The 21,600-nt window shown below is 63.5% G+C and carries 15 protein-coding genes; 9 read left to right on the top strand and 6 right to left on the bottom strand.

Annotated elements, in window-relative coordinates:
• Positions 1 to 185 precede the first annotated feature (185 nt).
• Entirely contained in the window at positions 186 to 3,578 is a 3,393-nt protein-coding gene (locus ACFMO7_RS07645) for a glucodextranase DOMON-like domain-containing protein (protein WP_376794929.1), read from the top strand.
• A 386-nt stretch (positions 3,579 to 3,964) separates the two neighbouring features.
• Here the strand turns inward: ACFMO7_RS07645 and ACFMO7_RS07640 are convergent, their stop codons facing one another.
• From ACFMO7_RS07640 to ACFMO7_RS07630, 3 genes are all read right to left on the bottom strand, one after another.
• Entirely contained in the window at positions 3,965 to 4,609 is a 645-nt protein-coding gene (locus ACFMO7_RS07640; protein ID WP_376794928.1) for a hypothetical protein, read from the bottom strand.
• A 225-nt stretch (positions 4,610 to 4,834) separates the two neighbouring features.
• Complete coding sequence (locus ACFMO7_RS07635) at positions 4,835 to 6,193, bottom strand: D-arabinono-1,4-lactone oxidase (protein WP_376794927.1); 1,359 nt, start codon at positions 6,191 to 6,193, stop codon at positions 4,835 to 4,837.
• 187 nt (positions 6,194 to 6,380) lie between these two features.
• Positions 6,381 to 7,523, bottom strand: a complete 1,143-nt coding sequence (locus ACFMO7_RS07630) for an amino acid deaminase/aldolase (protein ID WP_376794931.1) — start codon at positions 7,521 to 7,523, stop codon at positions 6,381 to 6,383.
• A 657-nt stretch (positions 7,524 to 8,180) separates the two neighbouring features.
• Between ACFMO7_RS07630 and ACFMO7_RS07625 the strand changes: the two genes are divergently transcribed.
• Genes ACFMO7_RS07625 through ACFMO7_RS07605 form a run of 5 tightly spaced genes read left to right on the top strand, consistent with a single transcriptional unit; the run spans position 8,181 to position 12,675 of the window.
• Positions 8,181 to 8,918 carry a sigma-70 family RNA polymerase sigma factor gene (locus ACFMO7_RS07625; RefSeq protein WP_376794926.1) on the top strand — a complete coding sequence of 246 codons (738 nt, stop codon included), beginning with the start codon at positions 8,181 to 8,183 and terminating at the stop codon, positions 8,916 to 8,918.
• A complete protein-coding gene (ribD, locus tag ACFMO7_RS07620) occupies positions 8,911 to 10,164 on the top strand; it encodes a bifunctional diaminohydroxyphosphoribosylaminopyrimidine deaminase/5-amino-6-(5-phosphoribosylamino)uracil reductase RibD (RefSeq protein WP_376794925.1) in 1,254 nt (417 codons plus the stop codon). The genes ACFMO7_RS07625 and ribD overlap by 8 nt, the downstream gene beginning before the upstream one ends.
• Positions 10,136 to 11,464 carry a GTP cyclohydrolase II gene (gene ribA, locus ACFMO7_RS07615; protein WP_376794924.1) on the top strand — a complete coding sequence of 443 codons (1,329 nt, stop codon included), beginning with the start codon at positions 10,136 to 10,138 and terminating at the stop codon, positions 11,462 to 11,464. The genes ribD and ribA overlap by 29 nt, the downstream gene beginning before the upstream one ends.
• Entirely contained in the window at positions 11,442 to 11,969 is a 528-nt protein-coding gene (gene ribH / locus ACFMO7_RS07610; RefSeq protein ID WP_376794923.1) for a 6,7-dimethyl-8-ribityllumazine synthase, read from the top strand. Before ribA ends, ribH begins: the two co-directional genes overlap by 23 nt.
• A 10-nt stretch (positions 11,970 to 11,979) precedes the next feature.
• Entirely contained in the window at positions 11,980 to 12,675 is a 696-nt protein-coding gene (locus tag ACFMO7_RS07605; RefSeq protein WP_376794922.1) for a riboflavin synthase, read from the top strand.
• A 115-nt stretch (positions 12,676 to 12,790) separates the two neighbouring features.
• Here the strand turns inward: ACFMO7_RS07605 and ACFMO7_RS07600 are convergent, their stop codons facing one another.
• Positions 12,791 to 15,415 carry a hypothetical protein gene (locus tag ACFMO7_RS07600; RefSeq protein ID WP_376794921.1) on the bottom strand — a complete coding sequence of 875 codons (2,625 nt, stop codon included), beginning with the start codon at positions 15,413 to 15,415 and terminating at the stop codon, positions 12,791 to 12,793.
• 530 nt (positions 15,416 to 15,945) lie between these two features.
• Between ACFMO7_RS07600 and ACFMO7_RS07595 the strand changes: the two genes are divergently transcribed.
• Both ACFMO7_RS07595 and ACFMO7_RS07590 read left to right on the top strand, forming a co-directional pair.
• A complete protein-coding gene (locus ACFMO7_RS07595; protein ID WP_376794920.1) occupies positions 15,946 to 17,727 on the top strand; it encodes a DUF2079 domain-containing protein in 1,782 nt (593 codons plus the stop codon).
• Between the two features lie 145 nt (positions 17,728 to 17,872).
• The gene (locus tag ACFMO7_RS07590; RefSeq protein WP_376794919.1) at positions 17,873 to 18,553 is read left to right on the top strand and encodes a GntR family transcriptional regulator; all 681 of its coding nucleotides are present in this window, start codon (positions 17,873 to 17,875) and stop codon (positions 18,551 to 18,553) included.
• A gap of 158 nt (positions 18,554 to 18,711) precedes the next feature.
• Here ACFMO7_RS07590 and ACFMO7_RS07585 read toward each other — a convergent pair whose 3' ends face one another.
• Complete coding sequence (locus tag ACFMO7_RS07585; RefSeq protein WP_376794918.1) at positions 18,712 to 20,124, bottom strand: MFS transporter; 1,413 nt, start codon at positions 20,122 to 20,124, stop codon at positions 18,712 to 18,714.
• Between the two features lie 330 nt (positions 20,125 to 20,454).
• Between ACFMO7_RS07585 and ACFMO7_RS07580 the strand changes: the two genes are divergently transcribed.
• Positions 20,455 to 20,613 (top strand): DUF5679 domain-containing protein, encoded by a 159-nt coding sequence (locus ACFMO7_RS07580; RefSeq protein WP_052890408.1) that lies wholly within the window; start codon positions 20,455 to 20,457, stop codon positions 20,611 to 20,613.
• 231 nt (positions 20,614 to 20,844) lie between these two features.
• Here ACFMO7_RS07580 and ACFMO7_RS07575 read toward each other — a convergent pair whose 3' ends face one another.
• Positions 20,845 to 21,426, bottom strand: coding sequence for a VOC family protein (locus ACFMO7_RS07575; RefSeq protein ID WP_376794917.1), 582 nt, complete (start codon positions 21,424 to 21,426; stop codon positions 20,845 to 20,847).
• Positions 21,427 to 21,600: the final 174 nt, after the last annotated feature.

The following is a 21,600-nucleotide window of genomic DNA, read 5'->3' as shown; positions in this document are numbered from 1 at the left end:
CCAGGTTCCTTTGTGTGTTCTGTGTAGCACAGAAGCAGGCATGATTCTTGCACTCCTATTTTGCCAGGAGCGAGGTGCCTCAGTGAGGAGCAGGGAAGAGAAGCAAGAGAAAGAAGGGCAGACGACGGAGAGCGAGGCAAGCCCCTGGAGGGGGCGGCTCTTCATCGCCGGAGGTGAAAGCTGCCATGATTGCCGATAAGTTCGCGCCAGTGCGAGCGGGGAGCGCGCAGCAGGCAAGAGGTCGGGTCACCCGTGTGGGGCCTGGCGTCTGCCGGGGACAGGCGGCTGCAACGCGCCTGATCCTTGCTTTACTCTCCTCTCTATTGTTGCTGACACTCTCTGGTGGCCCTGCCAGTGCTACAGCCCAGCACTCCTACCGGCTAGCCGCCGATGGGCCAGGCTCCCTGGCCTATTTTGACCTGGCGCGTAAAGACTGTGTAGGAACCGCGCGCGACACCACCTCGAAAGTCTGGTTTACCCTGGCCGACGGAGCGCTCAGCGACGTTTATTATCCCACCATTGACAACACCAACGTTAAAGCCCTGCAATATATCGTGACGGATGGACGCACCTTTACCGATCTCCAGACACGCGATACCACCTATAGTGTGCAACTGCTCGATGGGGCAGTCCTGGATTGTCGTGTTGTTACCACGGCCCGCAGTGGGCGCTATCGCATCGTCACCGATTATCTGACCGATCCGGCGCGCAACAGCGTCGTCATGCACCTGCGCTTTACGCCTCTGGTAGGCAGCCTTGGCGACTATCGTCTCTACCTCTATTTCGACCCCACGATCAACGGCAACGGCGGTGGCGGTGCTGGCAACGGCGGCGCTGACAGCGCCCTGACCGACACCTCGACCGGGCAGCCGCTGCCGCTGGCCTTCGACACGAACACTCGCAGCAACGCTGCCAACCGTGACTATGCCGTCCCTGTCTACGCGGCCCTGGCAGCTTCGCGCCCCTTCCTCCAGGTCAGCAATGGCTTTCTGGGAGCGGCCAGCGATGGACTGGTACAGCTTGAGCAGGCCCACGCCCTGACCCAGATCTATGATGAGGCCGACAACGGCAACGTAGTCCAGACCAGCCAGCTAGATCTGAGCCACGGTCCCGAGCTGACGATCGCCCTGGGTTTTGGCACCACGCGCGCAGAAGCCTTGCAAGCCGCCCGCGGCTCGCTGTCTGTTCCCTTTGCCCGCATACGGGCTGACTATGCCGCTGGTTGGCTGCGCTACGATGCCAGCCTACGCCCGGCCCCCCGTCTGCCAGGCATTGACCCGAGCGAGTGGCAGGCGCTGCGGCGTGAGTACTATCTGAGCGCCAACATCATCAAGGCTTCGGAAGACAAGACGTTCCCCGGGGCTATCGTCGCCAGCCTGGCTTCTCCCTGGGGCCAGGCCGTTTCTGCGGGCGATCCCAATAACCTCTTCTTCGGCTCCTATCGCGAGGTCTTCGCCCGCGATCTTTACGAGGCCTGGACTGGCCTGCTATTGGACGGCGACCTGCAGACGGCGCGCGCGGCGGTAAACTTCCTGTTTTACCGTCAGCAGCGTCCCGACGGCTCCATGCCGCGCAACAGCCTTCTCAACGGTCAGCTTGCTCCCGATTCTTTTGGCACTCAGCTCGACGAGACCAGCTATCCTATCTTGATGGCCTATCAGCTCCAGATGACGGCTGCCGATCTCTATCAGCATCACATCAAGCCGGCAGCTTACTTCATTATGAGTCATGGTCCGGCCTACGGTGTGGAGCGCTGGGAGGAGCAGAGTGGCTACTCGCCCTCGACGCTGGCCGCCGAGATCGCCGGTCTGGTGGCCGCAGCCCAGATCGCGCGCGCCAACGGCGATGAAGCCAACGCCTGGCTCTGGCTGGGGGTGGCTGACGACTGGCAGCGCTCCCTGGAAAGCTGGACCGTGACCACCAATGGGCCGCTGGCCAATCATCCGTACTACATTCGCCTCTCGAAGACGGGCGATCCCAATGCGGCCATCAGCTATAATCTGGGCAACGGCGGCCCGACCCTCGACCAGCGCAGCGTCATCGACGCTGGCTTTCTGGAGCTGGTGCGCCTGGGGCTGAAGCCAGCCAACGACCCAGTGATCGCCGAGTCGCTGCCGGTAGTCGATGCCACCATCAAAAGTCAGACGAGCAGCGGCCCGGGCTGGCATCGCTATAACGGGGACGGCTATGGCGACGCGGCCAGCGATGGCCATCCCTGGGCGCCTTCGGGGGTCGGCACAGGACACGTCTGGCCGGTCCTGGATGAGGAGCGCGGCGAGTATGCCCTGGCCAATGGGGACCTGGCGACCGCGGGCGAGCTGCTCGCGACCATGCAGCGCTTTGCCTCGGGCGTGGGCCTTATCCCGGAACAAGACTGGGAGCTGCCCGATCTGGCTGCCTCGCCCTATGGCAGCGATCCAACCATAGCCTCGATCGGTTTTCAGAACGGCCATCCCGCTGGTTCGGCCTCCCCACTCACCTGGGCCGAGGGGGCCTTTGTGCGCCTCTTCCTCGACCTGGGGTCCCACACCCTGCTCGAGCGGCCCACGGCAACCTACGCTCGCTACGTGCTCCACCATCCCAGCCAGACCACACTCAGCATCGCCACCCCTGGTGACCTGTCGGCGGTCGATGGCTCATCGGTGACGGTGCGCGGCAGCTCGGCCCCAGGTAACAGGATCTATGTAGCTGGCACCAACACCGATAGCAACGATCAGACGACCCTGGTGAGCACCATCGCCGCGGCGGACGGCTCCTTCAGTCTCCAGTTGCCCATCAGCGGAGGGAGCACCGTCATCACGGTTGTCGCTGTGAGTCCCCAGGGAGCCACCGCTCACGCCACACGCACCATCGTCTGGGATTACACGCCTGGCACAGTCCTGCTCGACGTCAGCGATCCCGCTGGCGATGATCATGGACCTGGCAACTACGCCTATCCGACGGCTGCCGACTTCCATACCGGCGCCTTTGATATCCTGGAACTGCGCGTCATCGACAGTGGCGACAGCATCGTTTTCAAGCTCAAAGTAGCTGATCTGACCCCGACCTTTGGCAGTCCCCTCGGGGCCCAGCTCATCGATGTCTACGTGCATGATCCCAACGCTCTCCCCGGCGACACCTCGACGGCTCCCTCCTTCCCGCAGCGCAACTATACCATTGCCGCCCCGGCGGCCTGGAGTCGGCTGATCGAGGTCCAGGGCTTCGGCCAGCGCTACATCGATGCCCACGGAACGACCCTGGGAAGCGTCAACATCAGCGCTAACAGCATCTCGCGCTTCATCACCTTCAGCGTCCCCAAGGCCAGCCTGGGCCAGCCCGGACCAGGCTGGGGCTTTACGGTCACCCTGACCGGCCAGGATGGTTTCCAGCCGGATCAGGCGCGGGCCTTTACAAGCACACCTGGCCCCTACACCTTTGGCGTCTGTCAGACGGCCAGCAGCGACCCGCACTGCAGCGTTGACCCGAATAGCGTACCGAAGGTGATGGATGTCCTGACGCCGCCTGGCGTGCAGCAAGCTGACGAGCTGGACTATACCCGCCATCAACCGGTGGTCTTGCAGGATATCGTCATTCCTTAGCTGTGCTTCTTCCTTCGGGTCGTCCTTCCCGCGGGGGTGTTGGCGGCGCTCCTTGGCCCTGGACCCCGGCCCGGTGCCGAGGAGCGCCATTCCCGCCCCGGGTACCCTTGCTGGTCCCCGGCTGACTCCTTGCTCTGGCGCTCTGTCGTTCAAGGGCAATACACCCACCCACGCTCAGTACTGGTACAGAGGGCGCGGAGCCGTTCCACCCCTTTCGCCGGGGTGGAACGGCTCCGCTGCATTACCTGGGGAAGCAATCCCCCTGTGCAAGACACAGACAAGAAAGGAGCACAGCGTGAAAGAAGAGGAACAGTCTGCACCGGCGCTGCGTCCGCCTTGGTCTCTCCTGCCGACGGACGGCTCCTTTCCGATCTCTGAGATCTGGTCTAGCTCAGACAGCGGTCGAGTCCACTGCTGTCGCCGAAGCAGTGGCCATCGCGCGTCAGGATCACCACCCTTCGAATGCTAGAGAACTGCGTCAGGGTAGCCGTGATCTCGGCCTGCACACGCGCATCTGCCCCAGTACCAGGCGAGGTGAGCTGGCGACAGAAGCGCACGGTGGCCGTGCCAGGCTCGCTGCGGCTGCCACGCTGGTTGAGGGCCAGCGTGAAATCGGGACCCCCGACCGGCAACGGGGCCGTACAGTTGGAGGGACCGCTGAGCATCGTATTCAGCTCGCTGAAGAGGCCGGCGCTGCGCTCACTGGGAGTCGGTCCGGCGATCAGCATCTGCAGGGCGAAGGTCCCCACGGCCAGCGTCGGCGAGATGCGCTGCACCGGGTAGACCGCCCTGGGATCGCTCTCGACAGAGACAGGGTAGCGCGAGAAGAAGACCTTGATCGGGTAGCCACTCGCGTCTGAGGAGCTGGCCTGCTGGCCCTGAATCATGGGCGCGGCGTTGGCCTGGCTCTGAGCAAGGTTGATGCCGCTGGTCGGCAGCAGCCAGGCCGCCAGGGCCAGGCTGAGGGCGCAGAGGGCGAGCAGAGAGAGGCGCAGCGAGGCAGGGCGCCTTGGCGTTACGTTTCTAGTCATTTACTTTTGATCCTTTAATTTTTGATAGATGCTTTAAAAGAGAGTATACGTGGCAGTACAATAGACGGGTCTGAAATGTAGCCCCTGCCTCGACCGGGCGGGCAGAGCGGGGCCGCGATGGCGGGCCCCGGCTGTCCTGAAAGGGAGCCTGCTTCCTTAAAAGGAGTGTGCCTGTTAGCGCCAGGAGCGGCAATGCACTAGCTCACAATCGGACTGTGAGCTTTTTCACACTGTCGGCTCCTGGCTGGCTGGAGCGGGGACCGGCTCGTCGGCGGCCAGCAGCTCGCGCAGGTAGGGGTTCAGGAAGACGCCCTGGGGATCGAGCTGGGCGCGCAGACGGCGGAAGTCGTGCCAGCGCGGATAGAGCGTTGCCAGCTCGTCGGCGCGGCGCGTATGAATCTTCCCCCAATGCGGGCGCCCTGCATAGCGCCGGAAAATGGCCTCCACGTGGCGGAAATAAGGCTTATACTCCATACCCTTATACATATGGACAGCCACGTAGGCCGAGTCGCGTCCATAGGCTGGGCTTAACCAGATATCGTCTCCCTTAACAAAGCGGCACTCGACAGGAAAATGCACCTTGAAGCGCTGCTCCTCGATACAGGCTCGAATCTCCTCGACAACGGGGCGCAGCTGAGCAGCAGGAATGCTGTACTCCATTTCGACGAAGCGCACCAGGCGGGGAGTAGCGAAGATCCGGTGAGGATAGTCGATCTCATCGACGCTGGCCACGCCCAGGGCCGAGATCCGGCTGACCGTAGCCGAGAGGGCCGGTACCAGGCGGTTGGCCTCCGAGAGCAGCCAGAAGACGCCGTTTTCCAGAACAAGCTGATTCAGGTTACTCCACAGTCGGCCCCAGCGACTGCTCTGGCGGACGGCCTCCCCGGTAGTGTTGATCCACTTAGCCTGGACCCAGGGGGTATATGGGAACCAGAAGAACTCGAAGTGCTCGTTCTCTTCACGATAGCGCTCCAGGTGGTCGAGGCAGTCCTGTAGTGAGGTGCGGCGACCGATGTAGTGCAAGGGGCGGGCTGGTACGACGCGCAGGGTCACCTTGGCGATGACGCCCAGGGCGCCCAGGGAGACCTGGGCCGCCTTGAAGAGATCGCGGTTCTTCTCCTCGGAACACTCGACCAGGTCGCCACTGGCGGTCACGAGGGTCAGGCCGACGACCTGCGTGGCCAGGGAGCCAAAGCGGATACCTGTGCCGTGGGTACCGGTGCTGATGGCGCCGGCAATGCTCTGGACATCGATGTCGCCCAGATTCTCCTGAGCGAGGCCCTCTGCGAGAAGCAGCTCGCCCAGGCGTCCGAGACGTGTACCGGCGAGCACAACCACCGTGCCCTGCTCGCGATCAACCTTCTCGAGTCCCTGCAGGCGGTCCAGGGAGAGCAGGACGTCATCGCTCTCAACCAGCGGAGTGAACGAGTGGCCGGCGCCAGCAACCCGCAGGTGGCGCCCGGCGCGCCCACATTCGGCGACCGTCCTGGCTAGCTCTTCAACGGTAGCCGGGCGGATCATCTCCGGTCGGCAGGCAACGGTGCCTGACCAGTTCCGCCAGCTCTCTTTCTCTCCAGCAATCATGAGTCTGCTCCTTCCTTACTTCCTTCCTTGCTGGTATATGATGCATGGCTGCCCGACGCTCGTGGCCCTGGCAGGCTCCCTTCCCGCTCGCCAAGAAATGTCTTTCTTATAGTTAGTTCAGAGAGGTGGGGACAGGGAAGGGCTAGACGCTTGGGAGCGGACCGAGGCCCCCTGTCAGGGAATCCAGTTAGAGGAAGCACTGGCCATCGCCGCGATAGGTGGTGACCTCATCGACGATGGTGCCGTTGGCCACCAGCAGCAGGTGAGTGAAGCGCTCGCACAGCTCGCCGGCCTTGGCGTGGCGCAAAAAGATCGGATCGCCCAGGGCAAGAGACACGGGACCGCTGTAGCGGATGGGAGTCTGGACCTCGCCAGCGCCTTCTGTGGCGATGAGCTGCGCTCCCTGCGGCAGGTAGGGTTGCGGCAGTTTATCGGAACCGGCGGCGCCGGAGGCCACATAGCCCCCGCCAAGGCAGGTATAGATCTGCGGATGCGGGCGGCGCACGATCTCGATGGCGAAGCCAGCCGCCGGCTGATAGCGGAAGTCGCGATAGTGATCGAACAAGGCTGGGCCATAGAAGGCCGAGCCAACGGTAATCTCGGTCACAGCCTCTTCCAGGCGCGTCGTGTGCACGCTGCCGGTGCCGCCGCCGTTGACGAAGCGCACCTGGGGGGCGTACTCCCTGATCAGTGAGACAAGGGCCGCGCGTCGCGCCGCGATCTCGCCCAGCGAGCGCTGCTTGAGCCAGGTCACCAGGGCGTTCTTGAGTGGCTGACCCCGATAGCGATCGCCCACGCCGGCGATCTGGGCCTCATAGCCCATGATGCCGTCGAGCCAGACATGGGGCGAGGACATAATGCGCGCGATGACGGGGCGCACCTGTTCCGCCGTACGCAGTGGCGAGCGCCAGACGCCGAAATGCAGGCCAGGGAAGTCGACGGCCATATCGATATCGAGGCAGAGGGGGAGGCGCACACCCAGGCGGCGGGCGATGGCCTCAATATGCTCGACGTGTGCGAGACTGTCGACCATCAGGGTAATGTGGGCCCCTTCCGCCGTAGCGCCTGCTACGGCGGCGATGTCCTTCTCATGCCAGGTGGGATAGCCGATCAGCAGATCGTTCAGGCCCTGGCGAGCCAGATAGACGGCCTCCCGCGCCGTAAAGGCCATGATCCCCTGGAAAGTTGCCTCTGCGGCCAGGATGTGCTTGATGATGGCAACGCTGCGCAGCGATTTAGAGGCAATTCGTACCCGCTTGCCGCCAGCGCGCTGGCGCGTCAGGCGAATGTTCTCCTCCAGGAGGTCCAGGTCAACGTAGGCAAAAGGCATTTGGCGCCCACGAAAGACCTCTCGGTAATAGTGGTAATCGCGAAGTGGAGCTGATCCGGGTGCGTGACGGCCCCCTTGCGCGCTGATCGGCGATCCGGCGCCGTTGCTCGACGACGTGGAAGACTGCTCCGTGCCGGCGCCTGGCGGCTGGTGGTGAGTCTGAGGGAGCTGCGACTCTGTCATTGGCGGTTCCTCCTTGTTGCCGGCGAGGCGAGGCCAGGTGAGACGAGACGAAGGCTAAGAAGACGGCGGGTGAGGTCAGGCCGCCTGCCCTCTGCCCTCCTCTTCTCCCCCGCGGCTCAGTTCAATCGTAGCATTGTCGCCTTTGAGAAATCAAGCGTATTGCTGCCGTGAGACCGGTACTCTCTTTGGGGGGGCCGACTACCCGGGGGAGGGCGGCAACCTGTCACAGAAAAGGGGCCTGACTCGTCTCCTCTATAGAACAGAGAAAATCATAAATAGAGAGCCATGTCTTCGGGGCAGGGTGAGGGAGCCGGGCCGGAGCTGGGGCCATGGGCCTGAGCGACGGCCTCTCCCAATTCCCGATCGGCGGTACAGCCCGTACGCCCCCGCGCCCGCTGTCGCATAGCGGGGCGAGGGCATGACCTGGGGAAGTTCCAGGGCCGACGGTATAGTCCGATAGGAGAAGACTGACGATTGGAAGAATTCGAGCGCTATTATCCTCTGCTCTTCGCCACTGCGCGTAGCCTGCTGGGCAGCAGCGATGAGATCGAGGATATTCTTCAAGAGAGTTACATTCGCTATACTGCGGCAGCGGCCCAGCAGATAGGCTCGCTACGCGCTTATCTGTTGACCATCGTCACCCGCCTCTGTCTGGATCACCTCAAATCGGCCCGTGTCCAGCGTGAGCAGCCCCTTGGTCTCTGGCCCGCGGTGCCAGCGGCGGGAATGGCTGGCGAGCTGGAAGCTCGGGTGATCGAGACCCTTGAGCAGCGCGAGGCTCTGGCTCAGGCCCTCTGGCTGCTCCAGGAGCGTCTCAGTCCCGCCGAGCGGGCTGTCTTTCTCCTTCACGAAGCCTTCGCCTATCCCTACGAGGAAATTGCCTGCCTGCTCAACAGGAGCACCAGCGCCTGCCGCCAGCTTCTGCATCGGGCGCGGCTGCGCCTCGCTCAGGCGCGGGCACGCTTCAGCGTCAGGCCCGAGGAGCATCGGGCGCTCCTGAACAGCTTCCTGGTTGCGGCCCGAGGGGGCCAGGTTCAGGCTCTGGTGCAGATGCTTCTGCCTGGCGCGGAGGTGTCCAGAGTGGAGGTGAGGACAGAGATAGGAGACGGAGGAGCAGGAGAGACCACCGTTGTCAGGGAGGCAGCCCCGGGTTCGGCTTCCGGAGATCAGGAGCTGCTGGCCCTGGCGGTCAGGGAGGAGTGCCATGTGTGAAGAGGAAACGACCTCGCTGAGCGACTGGGAGCAAGCGATGATGCGCCAGGCTCTGGCGCTAGCGCTGGCCGTCGAGGGGCGAACCAGCCCACGCCCTCCGGTGGGAGCTGTCCTGGTAAGAGACAGGCAGATCGTCGGCCAGGGCGCGACTGCTCCCCCTTATGGGCCGCATGCCGAAGCCCTCGCCCTCAGCGAGGCCGGTCCGCAGGCTCGGGGGGCCGATCTCTACGTGACGCTAGAGCCGTGCTGCATCGCTCTGCACACGCCGCCCTGCACGGAGGCCCTCATCTCTGCTGGGGTCCGGCGCGTCGTGGTAGCCGCTCGCGACCCCAATCCGCAGGTTGATGGGCGCGGTCTGCAACGGCTGCGCCAGGCGGGACTCGTGGTCGAGCTGCTGGCCGAAGACCATCCCCTGGCGCGGCAGGCTCGCGAGCTGCTGCGTCCCTTTAGCTGCCTGGTGCGTCTGCGGCGCCCCTATGTCACGGCCAAGTGGGCCATGACCCTGGATGGCAAAATGGCGGCCTACACGGGAGATGCTTTCTGGATCAGCGGGCCGCAGGCGCGAGCCTGGGCTCATGACCTGCGCGATCGCGTCGATGCCATCCTCATCGGAGCCGGCACGGCGCGCCGCGATGATCCCCTCCTTACTGTGCGCCTGGAGACCAACAGCGCGCGCAGGCCGCGCCCCCAGCCTCCACGGCGTCTCGTGGTGACGAGCAGCGGGCTGCTCGCGCCACAGCTGCGGCTGCTCACGACGCCTGAGGCGGGCGAGACCTGGCTGCTGCTCGGCGAGCGCGTCCCCCCGGAGCGACGGGCGGCTCTGGTCCGTCCGGGTGTACGCCTTATCGAGGTGCCCTGCGAGTCGACAGGGCGTGTGGATCTTCGCCTGGCCCTACTGCGCCTGGCCGACGAGGGCCTCATGCATATCCTGCTCGAAGGCGGGGCGGCTCTCACGGGCAGCGCTTTCGATTGCCGCTGCATCGACCAGGTAGCCATCGTCGTCGCCCCCCGGCTCATCGGGGGTGCCAGCGCGCCTGTCCCTCTCGCGGGCCAGGGCCTGCCCCATCCGGGCCTGGCCGCCACTCTGCTCAACCGGCGCGTCCAGCCTCTGGGCGACGACCTGTTGATCGAGGGCCAGGTCTGCTACGGGGCTTCCCTCTCTCCCGTCGTGCCCGCAACCGATCAGCTACCCTGGCGAGAAAGTGAGAAAACAGGCAATGCAAGCGAGCCAAGTGTTAGAGACTGACGACCTGTGGTTATCTGTGCCCGAAGCCGTAGGTCGCCTGCAGGCTGGTCAGATGGTCCTGCTCTGCGACGACGAGACGCGCGAGCATGAGGCCGACCTCTGTCTGGCGGCCCAGTTTGCCACCGCCGAGCGCATCAATTTCATGCTGCAGCAGGCGCGCGGCCTGCTCTGCGTGGCCCTGGCCGGCGAGCGCCTCGATCTACTGAACATTCCCCTGGCTGAGCGTGCCAACGCTCCCCTGCAGGATACCGCCTTTACGGCCTCCGTTGATGCCCGTCATGGCACCACTACCGGTGTCTCGGCCCGCGATCGTGCCATAACGGCTCGTCTGCTCGTCGACCCAAGCGCTCAGCCGGAGGACTTCGCTCGCCCAGGTCATCTTTTCCCCCTGCGGGCCCATCCAGCCGGCACCCTGGGCCGTCGCGGTCACACCGAGGGGGCGGTCGACCTCATGCGCCTGGCTGGTCTGGAGCCGGGGGCGGTTATTTGTGAGGTCCTCGATGAAGAAGGCGAGCCGGCGCGCGGAGCGACCCTGTTGCGCTTCGCCCGTCGCCACGGCCTGGGCCTCATTAGCGTGGACGCCATCGCTCGTTTCCGCCGCCAGCGGCGCGTGATGCTGGTCAACGAGACGCGCCTGCCGCTGGCTGAAGGCCACTTTCAGCTCCGTCACTACCGTGACACACGCCGGGCGCGTGACTACCTGGCCCTCATCCTGGGGGAACTCGACAAGGGCCGGGAGCCGCCGCTGGTGCGTCTCCATTCGGCCTGCACCACCGGCGAAGTCTTCGGCTCCCGGCGCTGCGACTGCCAGGCCCAGCTCAAGCAGGCCCTAACCCTCATCGGGCGCGAAGGGCGTGGCCTCCTACTCTACTTACCCCAGGAGGGGCGTGGCATCGGCCTGGCCGGTAAACTGCATGCCTATCGCCTCCAGGATCATGGCCACGATACCGTCGAAGCTAACGAACGTCTCGGCTACCCCGCCGATGGACGCACCTACGATGAGGCCGTTGCCATCCTGACGGAGCTAGGTCTGAAGCGCCTGCGCCTGCTCACTAACAACCCGGCCAAGCTTCAGGCCCTGGAGGCCGCCGGTCTCCAGGTTGAACGCGTTCCCCTGGAGATCGCCGTCTGCGAGGAGAATCGCGCTTATCTTGAGGCCCGCCGCCGTCGCCTTGGCCATCTGCTCACGACCCTGGCTGGCGCGCACTCGGACCTGGCCGGGTCTGAGAACGGCGGGCAGGCCTGCCTCAATGGCAGGACCAGAGAGGAGGAGCGTCATGCCGGAGATCGCCGATCCTAAAGAGCGACTCGACGGCAGCGGGCTGCGCATCGCCCTCGCCGTCGCCCGCTACCATCCCCAGATCACTGGCGCCATGCAGGAGAAGGCCCGGCGCAGCCTTGTTGCCCACGGTGTCGCCGAAGAAGACATCGAGATCTGGCACGCTCCCGGCTCCTTTGAGCTACCCATCCTGGCCCAGGCCCTGGCCGCCAGCCGGCGTTACGATGCCATCATCTGCCTGGGCTGTGTCATGAAAGGGGAGACGCGCCACGACGTCTTGGTCGGGGATGCTGCCGCCCAGGGCATCCAGCGCGTTGCCCTTGAAAGTGGCCTTCCAGTGATCTTTGGCGTCATCTGCGCCTCCAATCGCCTCCAGGCCCAGGCGCGCATCCCCCGAGCCTCCGAGTGCGCCCTGGCTGCCATTGACCTGGCGTCTACCCTCCGGCGCATTCGCGGTCCAGCTCCTCGGCAGGTCAGGGTGAGTGAGCGGCCAGGCTGCGTCAGCGCGGAGGAAAGGAGCAATTAAACAAGCGGCTATGTTTACCGGAATTGTCGAAGCTGTAGGCACTGTTCTGAGCACCAGCGCCACCACCATGGAGATCGCCATCCCAGGCGTCTGGTCCGATGTCAGGCTCGGCGACAGCCTGGCCGTTGATGGGGCCTGTCTCACAGTCGTCGCGCGCGGCCATGACTGGCTGCGGGTCGAACTCATGCCCGAGACCCTGCGCCGGACGCGCTTTGCCGCCCTGGTCGCGGGAGAAAGCGCCGGCCAGGGCGAGCGCGTCGTCAATCTTGAGCGCTCGCTGCCGGTGGGCGGGCGCTTCGGCGGGCACCTCGTTCAGGGGCACGTCGAGGCCGTTGTTCCTGTTCTGAGCACCCATGAGGAAGGCAACTCGCTTGTCTGCGAAATTGCTCTGCCCGCTGCCTTGCGACCCTTTGTCGTGCCCAAGGGCTTCGTGGCCCTCAACGGTGTCAGCCTCACCGTAGTCGCCTGCCAGTCCGACCGCTTCTCCGTGGCCCTCATTCCCTACACGCGGGCCCACACCAATCTGGGCCACCTTCGTCCCGGGAGCCTGCTGAATCTGGAAAGCGACATCCTTGGGCGCTACCTGGTTCAGCTCTTGGACCACTACGCACTCCCGCTGGTTCAGACTGAGGCGGCTGATCAGAAACAGCAAGAAGAAGAAAGGGGGGAGGCAGAGGGAGAGGGGCCAAAACGCCAGGAAGGGTAACGAGGAGAGCAGCCTCCTTGCTGGCTTCCCCGCTACCCTTCCAGCCGGGATGAACGACGCTCGCTATGAGGTGGGTCTGCCAGGCAAACAAGTAAGCGAGCAAGAGAGAGAGCAGCTATTGCAAAGCCACAGAGAAGACATGCAACCTGCCACCGCTCACCGTGGTCGGCAAGGTGACGCTTTTGACTGTCTTCCCCTGCGGAAGAGCGATGCTCACGTAGAACAGGTAGCACTTCATCTGGACCGGGCCAGCGGGACTATTGAAGTAGGGCATGCTCACCGCCTGTGGACTGCCTGTTAGCGGACGTGAGCCGCCGCCGTCCAGTGTCCAATCGCTGAAGGCGATGGGGGCGGTCAGCGTTGTCCCATCGGTAAAGGTGATCAGGAGCTGGCCGCGAGCAACGCCGTGGTCGGCTGCCCCAAGCAGACCGAGCAGCCTGGCGCGAGGCCGGTGCTCGACCGGCAAGGTCTGGCCGGCCGCCAGGTAGTTATCCGGCTCGCCCGAGAGCACGTTAGGCCAGACGAAGACAAAGCCACCCGCGAAGACATGGTCACCAGGATTGACGCCAGCCCGCTGGAGAGCCTGGGCCGAATAGCTGTTTCCCCCCTGGTCGAAATTGGCCGCCGTCGGTCGATCGTCGTTACTGATACCGACATTGTTATAGGCGGGCCCTGTGTGCGGATCGGACTGTTTCGGAGCGCTAGCGGACGAACCACGGCCTGCAGCTCCCCCGGGCTGCCGCTCCGACTGGCCTGTTCCGGAGGCCGGCGACGGGGAAGAAGCCGCTGACGGGGACGCGGCAGATCCCCCGGCCAGGCCCTGTCCGCTGGTGGGAGCCGTGCTCAGCTGGCGAGGGGCCACCTGCAGATCGCTGGCCGGCTTCTGAGCCGGACCTGCTTCCGACTGAGGGCCGGGCCGGCTCTGGGGACCAGGCTGAGTCTGTGGTCCGGGAGGCAGGCGCAGCGGCTGCACCGGATGTGGCTCAGGCTCCTGGGGGCTACCCTGGCTCTGGCTGGAAGATGGCCAGCGATGTACCGTCGGCAACAGACCGTAGATTACCAGCGCCTTCCCACTCGGCACAAACACGCGCCCGTCGGCCACCGTCGGCACGCTGAATTTCACGTAGCCTGGCAGGGCGTCGCGCTCAGGACTCTGATCGCTGCTGTACAGCTCGCGTCCCAGATCGCTGGCGTCGTAGGCGCGCAGCACCCCGCGAGGGTCGACCAGCCAGAGAATGCCCGTGCCGACACGGTCGCCGCTAGAGGTCACCACCACGTTGGCGCCCGGGAAAGGCAACTCCTCGGGTGTGGCCGAGACGGGCTGGGACGAAAGGCGACCGTTGACCAGGCGATAGGCCACCACCGGGCGATTCACGCTGGCAAAGTAGACATACTCGCCCTCAGGTCCCTTCCAATAGGCGGGCGTACTGAAAAGACCGCCGATGGTCGTAGGAGGGAACTCCTGGACGATCTGATCCACATCGCTGCGCCCCTGGTGATTGCAGGCATCGGGGATCGTATGGTAGTGGCCCAGGCGATTGCGCGCCAAAACATAGATCCGTCCCTCCTTGCCCGAAGCGACCAGCTCTCCGACCGAAGGCAGCAGCAACGGAGCGGCAGAGCCGAGATCGGCATCGGCATCATCCAGGCAGCGTTCGTTGAAAGGAGTAAAATAGTCGACCAGCCGCAGGTCGGGCGAGAGCTTGCCCACCGAATCGCCAGCGTTGCGACCGCCCAGGTGAAGATTAAAGGAGCCATTGCCGCTGGTAAAATAGAGAAAACCACGCTCATCGGCGGTCAGCGCGCCGCCGGAGCCCCAGATCCCCGCCCGGGCGCCATCGGGCGTATCGTTAAAAACCGCCGTCTGGCGGAAGGCGCTTCCGGTGTACTGGTAGCTCATAATCCAGCCGTGGTACGGCATATTATCGCAGAACGATCCCCAGGAGATATAGATCTGCCCATTGGCCAGGACCAGAGCGGCGCGCTGGCGCTGGAAACGGGGATCGAAAGCGAGCAGGCCATGGCGGCTACCGGCACCTGTTCCGCGGACGGAGGCCTGGATCACCACCGGGCTGCCCTTGCGCTCCTGGCCGGTGGTGATGTCCAGGGCATGGAGGCGGTAGACCAGTCGTCCGCCCTCCTTTGTGAAGGCCACCACATAGAGCGTGCGGGTAGCGGCGTCGATTACCGGCGTACCGGTGATGCCGATCTCGGGCACCAGATCGTTGCAGGCCACATCGTGGTTAGTTGGGACCTGCGCGCCACGCCCCAGGAAACTCGTGCGCCAGAGCAAGGCCCGCTCGGGTCTGGTAGCATCGGCATCGAAGGCATAGACACTATCGTGCTCAGTTGCCACAAAGACCACATTGCGCGCCCGACCCTGAATCGGCAAGCTGGGCACGTACAGCGGCTGGGCATAGACCTGGCCATCGACGGCCAGCGTCACACGTTTCCCGAAGGTGCTGGCATTGACATTGCTCGTCGTCAGCAGCACCTCCGCCGGATTATGGCCGCTGTGCCGGTTATTGTACTTAAAGGTCAGCACAGAGGTACCGCTGGCTGGGGCAGCGTAGGAAGCAGGCTGGGAGCCTGGGGCTGCAGCCTGCTGGTCGGAGGCCGGCCTCCAGGCCAGGGCCCTGCCGACCCCGCCGGGCAGCCAGGAGGAAAAGAGCAGGCCCCCGAGTAGCAGCAGGGGCAGTACTGCCGCTACCCGGGGCAACAAGCGAGAGAGGTTGATCATCACGTCTCCTTCACCACTGCAGTTCTAAGCAAGCAGGGGTCTAGCATCTACTGCCCGCCGGCGATCAGGAACGGAGGAGCAGCTCTTCCTCTCCTCGTGCTTGCTTGCTTGTTCGCTTGCTTCTTCCTTGCGTCGACTCGCGCGTCGTGTCAACCCCGTAGAGGAGGCGATTTCGTGCATTTACGATTCGTGGCTTACTGACTTGCATCACGGCATGTACACCGGCTTACTTCCGCCGAAGCAGCGTACGTGCTACTTCCATTACTTATGATACTCAAGACACAAAATGAAAATCAGTATCTCAAGCATGATCAATAGATTGACAGAGGCAGTGAGGGAGAGAGAGGAGGCACACAAGAAATCATCTGACTGTTCTTAGGGAGTATTAGCCAATCGTCCTGGAGACTGGCTAGAGGAAAAGATTCATGCTATCATAACAGGGCTAATCGCCTTGCAAAGGAGGCCTTTCCCAACCCGTTCGCAAACCTTGCGAGGGCCTCGCTTTGTAACCCCCTTGAGAGTCCTGGCCTATGAACAAAATCAGCAAGTGGCTCCATCTAACACTACGGCGCTGGCGGGTGGTCTGGAGGAAGGAACCCTATCCCCCTCCTGAGCCACTGCCGCGGGGGCGAGCCTTCTGGCTGGCTCTGGGCCTGGTGGTGCTGGCGATCCTGGCTTACAGCATCTATTTCATTGTCTTTGTCACCAGCAAGCAGGATGCTTTTGCCACCAACGGCGAAGACCTGGGCATCATGGACCAGGCCATCTGGAACACGCTGCATGGCGCGCCGCTCCACCAGACGATCTGCAACATCCTGACCGACACCAACTGCTACGGTCTGGAGGGCATCAACCGCTTTGCCATCCACTATGAGCCGATTCTTTTTTTGATTGTCCCCCTATATATTTTCTGGGCTGATCCGAAAACGTTACTGGTTCTTCAGGTCTTAGTGGTGGCGACGGGGGCTTTGCCGGCCTTCTGGCTGGCTCGTCTGCGCCTCCGCAGCGACCTGGCGGCTGTCCCCTTTGCCCTGCTCTATCTGCTCTATCCGGCCCAGCAATATGCGGTCGACTACGATTTCCACGCGGTGACACTCACGCTCTCCTTGCTGCTCTTCGCGCTCTACTTCATGTATACCCAGCGCAACGGCTGGTTCCTGGCTTTTGCCATTCTCTCGCTGGCCTGCAAGGAAGAGATAGCCGGAGTCATTGCCTTGCTGGGCCTCTGGATAGCGCTCTTCCAACGGCGTTGGCGTGTCGGCCTGATCGTCTTCGGGCTGGCAGTTAGCTGGACCGCCATCGGCCTGCTCGTGGTGCACTACGCCAGTCCCGTGGGTCACTCCCTGCTGGCCTCGCGCTGGTCTGAGTACGGCGACTCCCCGTTCGAGGTGATTCTAACGATACTCAGGCATCCGCTGCAGGTTGTGCGCGAGCATGTCCTGGAGCCCCAGCATCTGCTCTATCTGGAGAAGCTGTTGACGCCGGCAGGCTATTTGCCGCTCCTGGCCCCCTGGGTCCTGGTGCTGGCCTCCCCGACGCTGGCCCTCAACCTGCTCAGCTCCTCGCCCAACATGTATAGTGGCCGCTACCAGTACAATGCCGAGATTGTGCCCATCCTGATCTTCGCCACAATCGAGGCCACTGTAGTCCTGCTCTGGCTGCTCCGGCGCGGCCTCCTGCTAGCTCAGCAGCTTGGGGAGAGCGTGCTCAGGGCCAGCCCAGGGATCGTCGAGAGGGCGAGGGCCGCCTCTCCCTCCTGGCTGCCGGCAGGGCGCTGGTGGGAGGTGCGGAACGCGCGAGACGAGCGGGGCGCGCCCGTCATCGGCTGGCGGCTCTGGCCCCTGCTGCGGGCCTTCTTCTTGCTGCTCCTCCTGAGCTATGTGATGGTGCATGCGGTCAAAGCGACGGCCCGCTACGACGTCTACAGCGCCATGCCCTATGCGGCGGGCTTCATTTGGCCGGCCCAGGATGCTCACGATCGCCTGGCCTATCATTTTCTGCAGGAGATTCCGCCCGCGGCCTCGGTCTCAACCCAGACGATGCTGGTGCCCCATCTGAGCGAGCGGCCCAGTATCTATCTCTTCCCCTATGGAGCGGGCTATGCCGACTATATCCTGCTCAATGCCCCAGGCTACTATTATCCCTTCAAAACCTACGCTGACTATGAACATGCGGTCGATGCGGTGCTGAGTAGCGGGGAGTATGGTGTGATCGATATGCAGGATGGCTATATCCTCCTTAAGAAAGGCGCTCCTTCCACCGCCAATGAACAGGCGACTCGCATGGTGGCTCGCTATCGCCATACTGATTAGCTCGTGCTCATACAAGGGCGTCTGGCTCTGCCTTGACGCCCTTTTTCTCTCTGACCTATACTAATCAATAATCGATTGTGCCTCTTTGTAAGTGAGGAGCAGCGTCCCGGGATACGGGGCCAATGTGTGCAGGATTTCTACACCGATGAATATACGGACACCTATTCTTGGCCGGCGCGTTCTGCGCGAAGACATTAAGGAGTTTCTCATCGATGCCATCATCAGGGGGCAGTACCGACCTGGAGAGCGCATCGTAGAGAGCCGGATTGCCCAGGAGCTGGGCGTGAGCCAGGGGCCGGTGCGCGAGGCGCTGCGCGACCTGGAGCTGCTCGGCTTCGTGGTCAGCTCGCCTTACCGCGGGACCCAGGTGCGCAAGGTCTCGCGGCGCGATCTGCTTGAACTCTATCCTATTCGGGCCGCGCTGGAAGGGGTCGCGGCCCGCGCGGCGGCGGAGCGCATCGATGAGGCCACGCTGCGGCAGCTAGAGGAACTGCTTGCCGAGATGCGCGAGGCGGCTGTGCGCAACGAGCTGCATGCCCAGACGGCGGCCAACATTGCTTTCCACCGCCTGATCGTGCAGGCGGCGGGCAATCGCCTGCTGCTGCAGTACTGGGACAGCATGCAGCTCTATACGACGACCTTCGTAACGGTAGCGATGGCTCAGCGCACGCCGCAGGAACTAGCCGAGCGCCATCAAGTGATCATCGAGGCTCTGCAGGCCCACGATCCGCTGCGGGCCGAGCAGGTGATGCGCCGCCATATTGAGGAGGCTGGCGAATGGCTGCAGGCGGCTCCCCTCTCGCCGGAGGAGTCCGGGCAGGAGTGAAGGCGCGCCCACCTCTGCTGATCGGCGCGACCGAGAGAGGCAGGGTGAGAGACCTCGGGCTGGCTTCTCGTCTCGTCAGGTGCTGGTGACGACGCGGAAGAGAGGCTGAGGTGCTCCGCCCTGCCTCTGACTTCTTTCGGGCGGCGAGAGGTGCCCGCTCAGAGCTGGCGCGGAACCGTGCTTTCCGCTGAGCCTTGTCCGGCAAGCTGGGCGGCCAGCGGCTCGGCTGGCTGAGCCTGACTTTCGGGGGCGAGTGGCCCAAGGCGGCGCATTTCGGGCCAGATCAGGGCCACGCAGAGCACCACCAGGATGGTGCCAAGACCACCGCCGACGACGGCCATCACGGGACCGAGGAGCTGGGCGGCCAGGCCCGACTCGAAGCCTCCCAGCTTGTTAGAGGCGGCGATAAAGATCGTGTTGACCGCTGCCACCCGTCCGCGCATATGGTCGGGTGTGCGCGTCATCAGGAGGGTGCCCCGAATAACCACGCTGATATTGTCGAGTCCCCCCAGGATGAAGAGCATGAGCAGTGAGAGCCAGAAGGAGCGGGAAAGACCAAAGACGATGGTGGCCAGGCCGAAACCGGCCACGGCCAGCAGGAGGGTGCGCCCGGCCCGCTTAAAGGGCGGCAGGTGAGCCAGTAGGAAGGCGATGCAGACGGCTCCGATGGAAGGGGCGGCCTGGAGCCAGCCCAGACCGGTCGGGCCGACCTGCAGGATGTCACGGGCGTAGATCGGCAAGAGGGTAGTGGCACCTCCAAAGAGGACAGCGAAAAGGTCGAGAGTGATCGCTGCCAGAATTACCTGGGTACGTCGCAGGAAGCGCAGGCCCTCAGCTAGCGAGCGCAGGGTCCCCTCTGCCTGTGCCGCTTCTTGCTGCTGAAGCGAGGCCGGGGCTGCCGGCGGCAGGCGCAAGAGGGCCAGGAGCAACAGAAAGAGGGCGATGGCCAGGGCATTGAGACCGTAGATTGGGGTGGCTCCCCGAAAGAGAGCCAGCAGAAAGCCGCCCAGGGCCGGCCCAACGACCGACGCCAGTTGCCAGGCGCTGCTCTCCCAGGTGGCCGCGTTGGCGTAGAGTGCTGGCGGCAGCGTTTGCGGCAGGAGAGCGGCACTCGCCGGCTCGTTGAAGGCAGTAGCGATGCCTATAATCAGCAGACAGCCATAGATGAGCCAGAGAGGACCGCGCAGCCAGGAGAGAAGCATCAGTCCCAAAGAGCAAAGGGCCAGAATGGTCTGGGCCAGCATGACCATGCGGCGCCGGTTCTGACGGTCAGCCAGATGGCCGGCGAGTAGCGAGAAGCAGAGTACCGGCAGTACCTGAACCAGGCCAACCAGTCCCAGGGCCAGGGCCGAGCGAGTCCGGTCGTACAGCTCCCAGCCGATGGCCACTGTGACCATCTGCTCTCCAATCGAAGAGAGAAAGATACCGATGAACAGCAGGCGAAAGTTACGATAGCGCAGAGCGCGATAAGGATCGTGGCGCACCTGCACCGGGCTTTCTTCCGCAGGCCCCTGCCCACCCGTGGCAGTCGAGGCAGCGGAAGCTCCTCGTTCTGGGTCAAGTTCCCTCACAGACATTCCTCGCGTATTGCCCACAATAGTGGTTGAGCTGATTGTCGCCTCTTTGTGGTGTCTTGTTATATTTAATCCATCTATAACTTTCTTGCCCCTATAACAAGCGAGCGACAAAGCTCCGGATTTTACTATAGCACAGCGAGAGAGACAGTTTGCATAGCCAATCCAGCCCTATGCTTTCAGGAAATGAACCAGAGAGAGTAATATTGTCGTGTACCTAGATAGCCTCTGTCCTTCGTGAAGTACGAGGGGCAGAGCACGATTAACCACCGTGACCGACGGTTGTTTGTCGTGTACATAAGCTTTAGACGGAAAGGAATGTGAGTTATGGCAGACATGGCCTATTGCGTCAAGTGCAAAGAGAAGCGGGAGATCAAGGATGCGCATCAGGTGACCATGAAGAACGGCCGGGCGGCGCTGCAGGGTACCTGCCCTGTCTGTGGCACGCGCCTGAACCGTATTCTGCCTGGTGCGAGCAAGAAATAGGGCGACAGCGCTGGCTGCCCTGTCGTTGCGACCCGTCAGGGGTGGCCTGACCGCCAGCGCCGCCGCGGCGTAGGAGGCTTGTATGCCCGCCCGGCTCTTCTGTGGCAGCGGTGTGGGCAGCTCAGGAGTGAGCAGCCGCCCACGCCGCGGCGGCGTGAGGTCGGGCTGCTCGCTGCCAGAGGCTGGGCTTACTTCCCTGGCGCTAATGGTGGAGTCCGCTTGCTGAGCTGGCTAGAAGTCGCCGCGGCGAATGCGCTCGAAGAGGGCGCGATTCTCTTCATCGAGGGCGACCAGCTCAAGGTAGGTGCCGCTGCTGGCCAGGGTATCCAGAAAGGCGAAGCGAGTGCCCTGGCCAGCGATGCCACTCTCGACGATGGTCAGCGGACTGCTCTCCGGCTCCCTGCTGACCCCCTGGCTCTCTCTCCCCTCTGTTCCTGGTCCTCTCTGATTCAGGAGCGCCCGCAGAACCTGCTCGAGGTCGTCGACCTCCAGTCCCAGGTGATGGACGCCTGGGCCGCGCTGGCGCAGAAAGGCTGTCAGACTGTTCTCGCCTTCCAGCGGCTGCATTAGCTCGATCTGCAGGGGGCCTGCGTAGCCGAAGGCGACGTTCTGCCGACAGAAAGCTGCCTGGCCGCGATAGATGTAGTCGCGAAACTGGATGTCTTCGATGACGAAGAAACGGGATACGCCGAGCGTCGCTTGAAAGAAGCTCTGGGCCTCGGCGAGATCGTTGACGGCATAGGCGATCTGAAACCAGCGTGCGCCCGCGGCAGTCAGGGCGGCGAGGGACGAAGATATCTGCTTTGTGGACATAAGTCTTTGGTCTCCCTTGATGATGATATGCCTGGCCTTCGCTCTTCCTTTTTTGTTGATCGTTAATCGCTTGATTTATGAGCCTGCCTGCTGATGGCTGATAGAGGAGCCGGAGGGGCTGCCGGGGTGCGGGAAGGTTGAAAGGGAGCGGTCGGGCAGGTGAGTAGTCCGGCA

This window comes from Thermogemmatispora sp. (genome assembly GCF_042408735.1).
Lineage (GTDB): Bacteria > Chloroflexota > Ktedonobacteria > Ktedonobacterales > Ktedonobacteraceae > Thermogemmatispora.
This window is presented reverse-complemented; position numbering and strand designations above follow the sequence as displayed.

Coding starts and splice junctions, on each gene's coding strand:
- ribA (WP_376794924.1), top strand. CDS start 10,136: ATGCAAGCGAGCCAAGTGTTAGAGACTGACGACCTGTGGTTATCTGTG.
- ACFMO7_RS07605 (WP_376794922.1), top strand. CDS start 11,980: ATGTTTACCGGAATTGTCGAAGCTGTAGGCACTGTTCTGAGCACCAGC.
- ACFMO7_RS07580 (WP_052890408.1), top strand. CDS start 20,455: ATGGCAGACATGGCCTATTGCGTCAAGTGCAAAGAGAAGCGGGAGATC.
- ACFMO7_RS07630 (WP_376794931.1), bottom strand. CDS start 7,523: ATGCCTTTTGCCTACGTTGACCTGGACCTCCTGGAGGAGAACATTCGC.
- ACFMO7_RS07600 (WP_376794921.1), bottom strand. CDS start 15,415: ATGATCAACCTCTCTCGCTTGTTGCCCCGGGTAGCGGCAGTACTGCCC.
- ACFMO7_RS07635 (WP_376794927.1), bottom strand. CDS start 6,193: ATGATTGCTGGAGAGAAAGAGAGCTGGCGGAACTGGTCAGGCACCGTT.
- ribH (WP_376794923.1), top strand. CDS start 11,442: ATGCCGGAGATCGCCGATCCTAAAGAGCGACTCGACGGCAGCGGGCTG.
- ACFMO7_RS07640 (WP_376794928.1), bottom strand. CDS start 4,609: ATGACTAGAAACGTAACGCCAAGGCGCCCTGCCTCGCTGCGCCTCTCT.
- ACFMO7_RS07595 (WP_376794920.1), top strand. CDS start 15,946: ATGAACAAAATCAGCAAGTGGCTCCATCTAACACTACGGCGCTGGCGG.
- ribD (WP_376794925.1), top strand. CDS start 8,911: ATGTGTGAAGAGGAAACGACCTCGCTGAGCGACTGGGAGCAAGCGATG.
- ACFMO7_RS07590 (WP_376794919.1), top strand. CDS start 17,873: ATGAATATACGGACACCTATTCTTGGCCGGCGCGTTCTGCGCGAAGAC.
- ACFMO7_RS07575 (WP_376794917.1), bottom strand. CDS start 21,426: ATGTCCACAAAGCAGATATCTTCGTCCCTCGCCGCCCTGACTGCCGCG.
- ACFMO7_RS07645 (WP_376794929.1), top strand. CDS start 186: ATGATTGCCGATAAGTTCGCGCCAGTGCGAGCGGGGAGCGCGCAGCAG.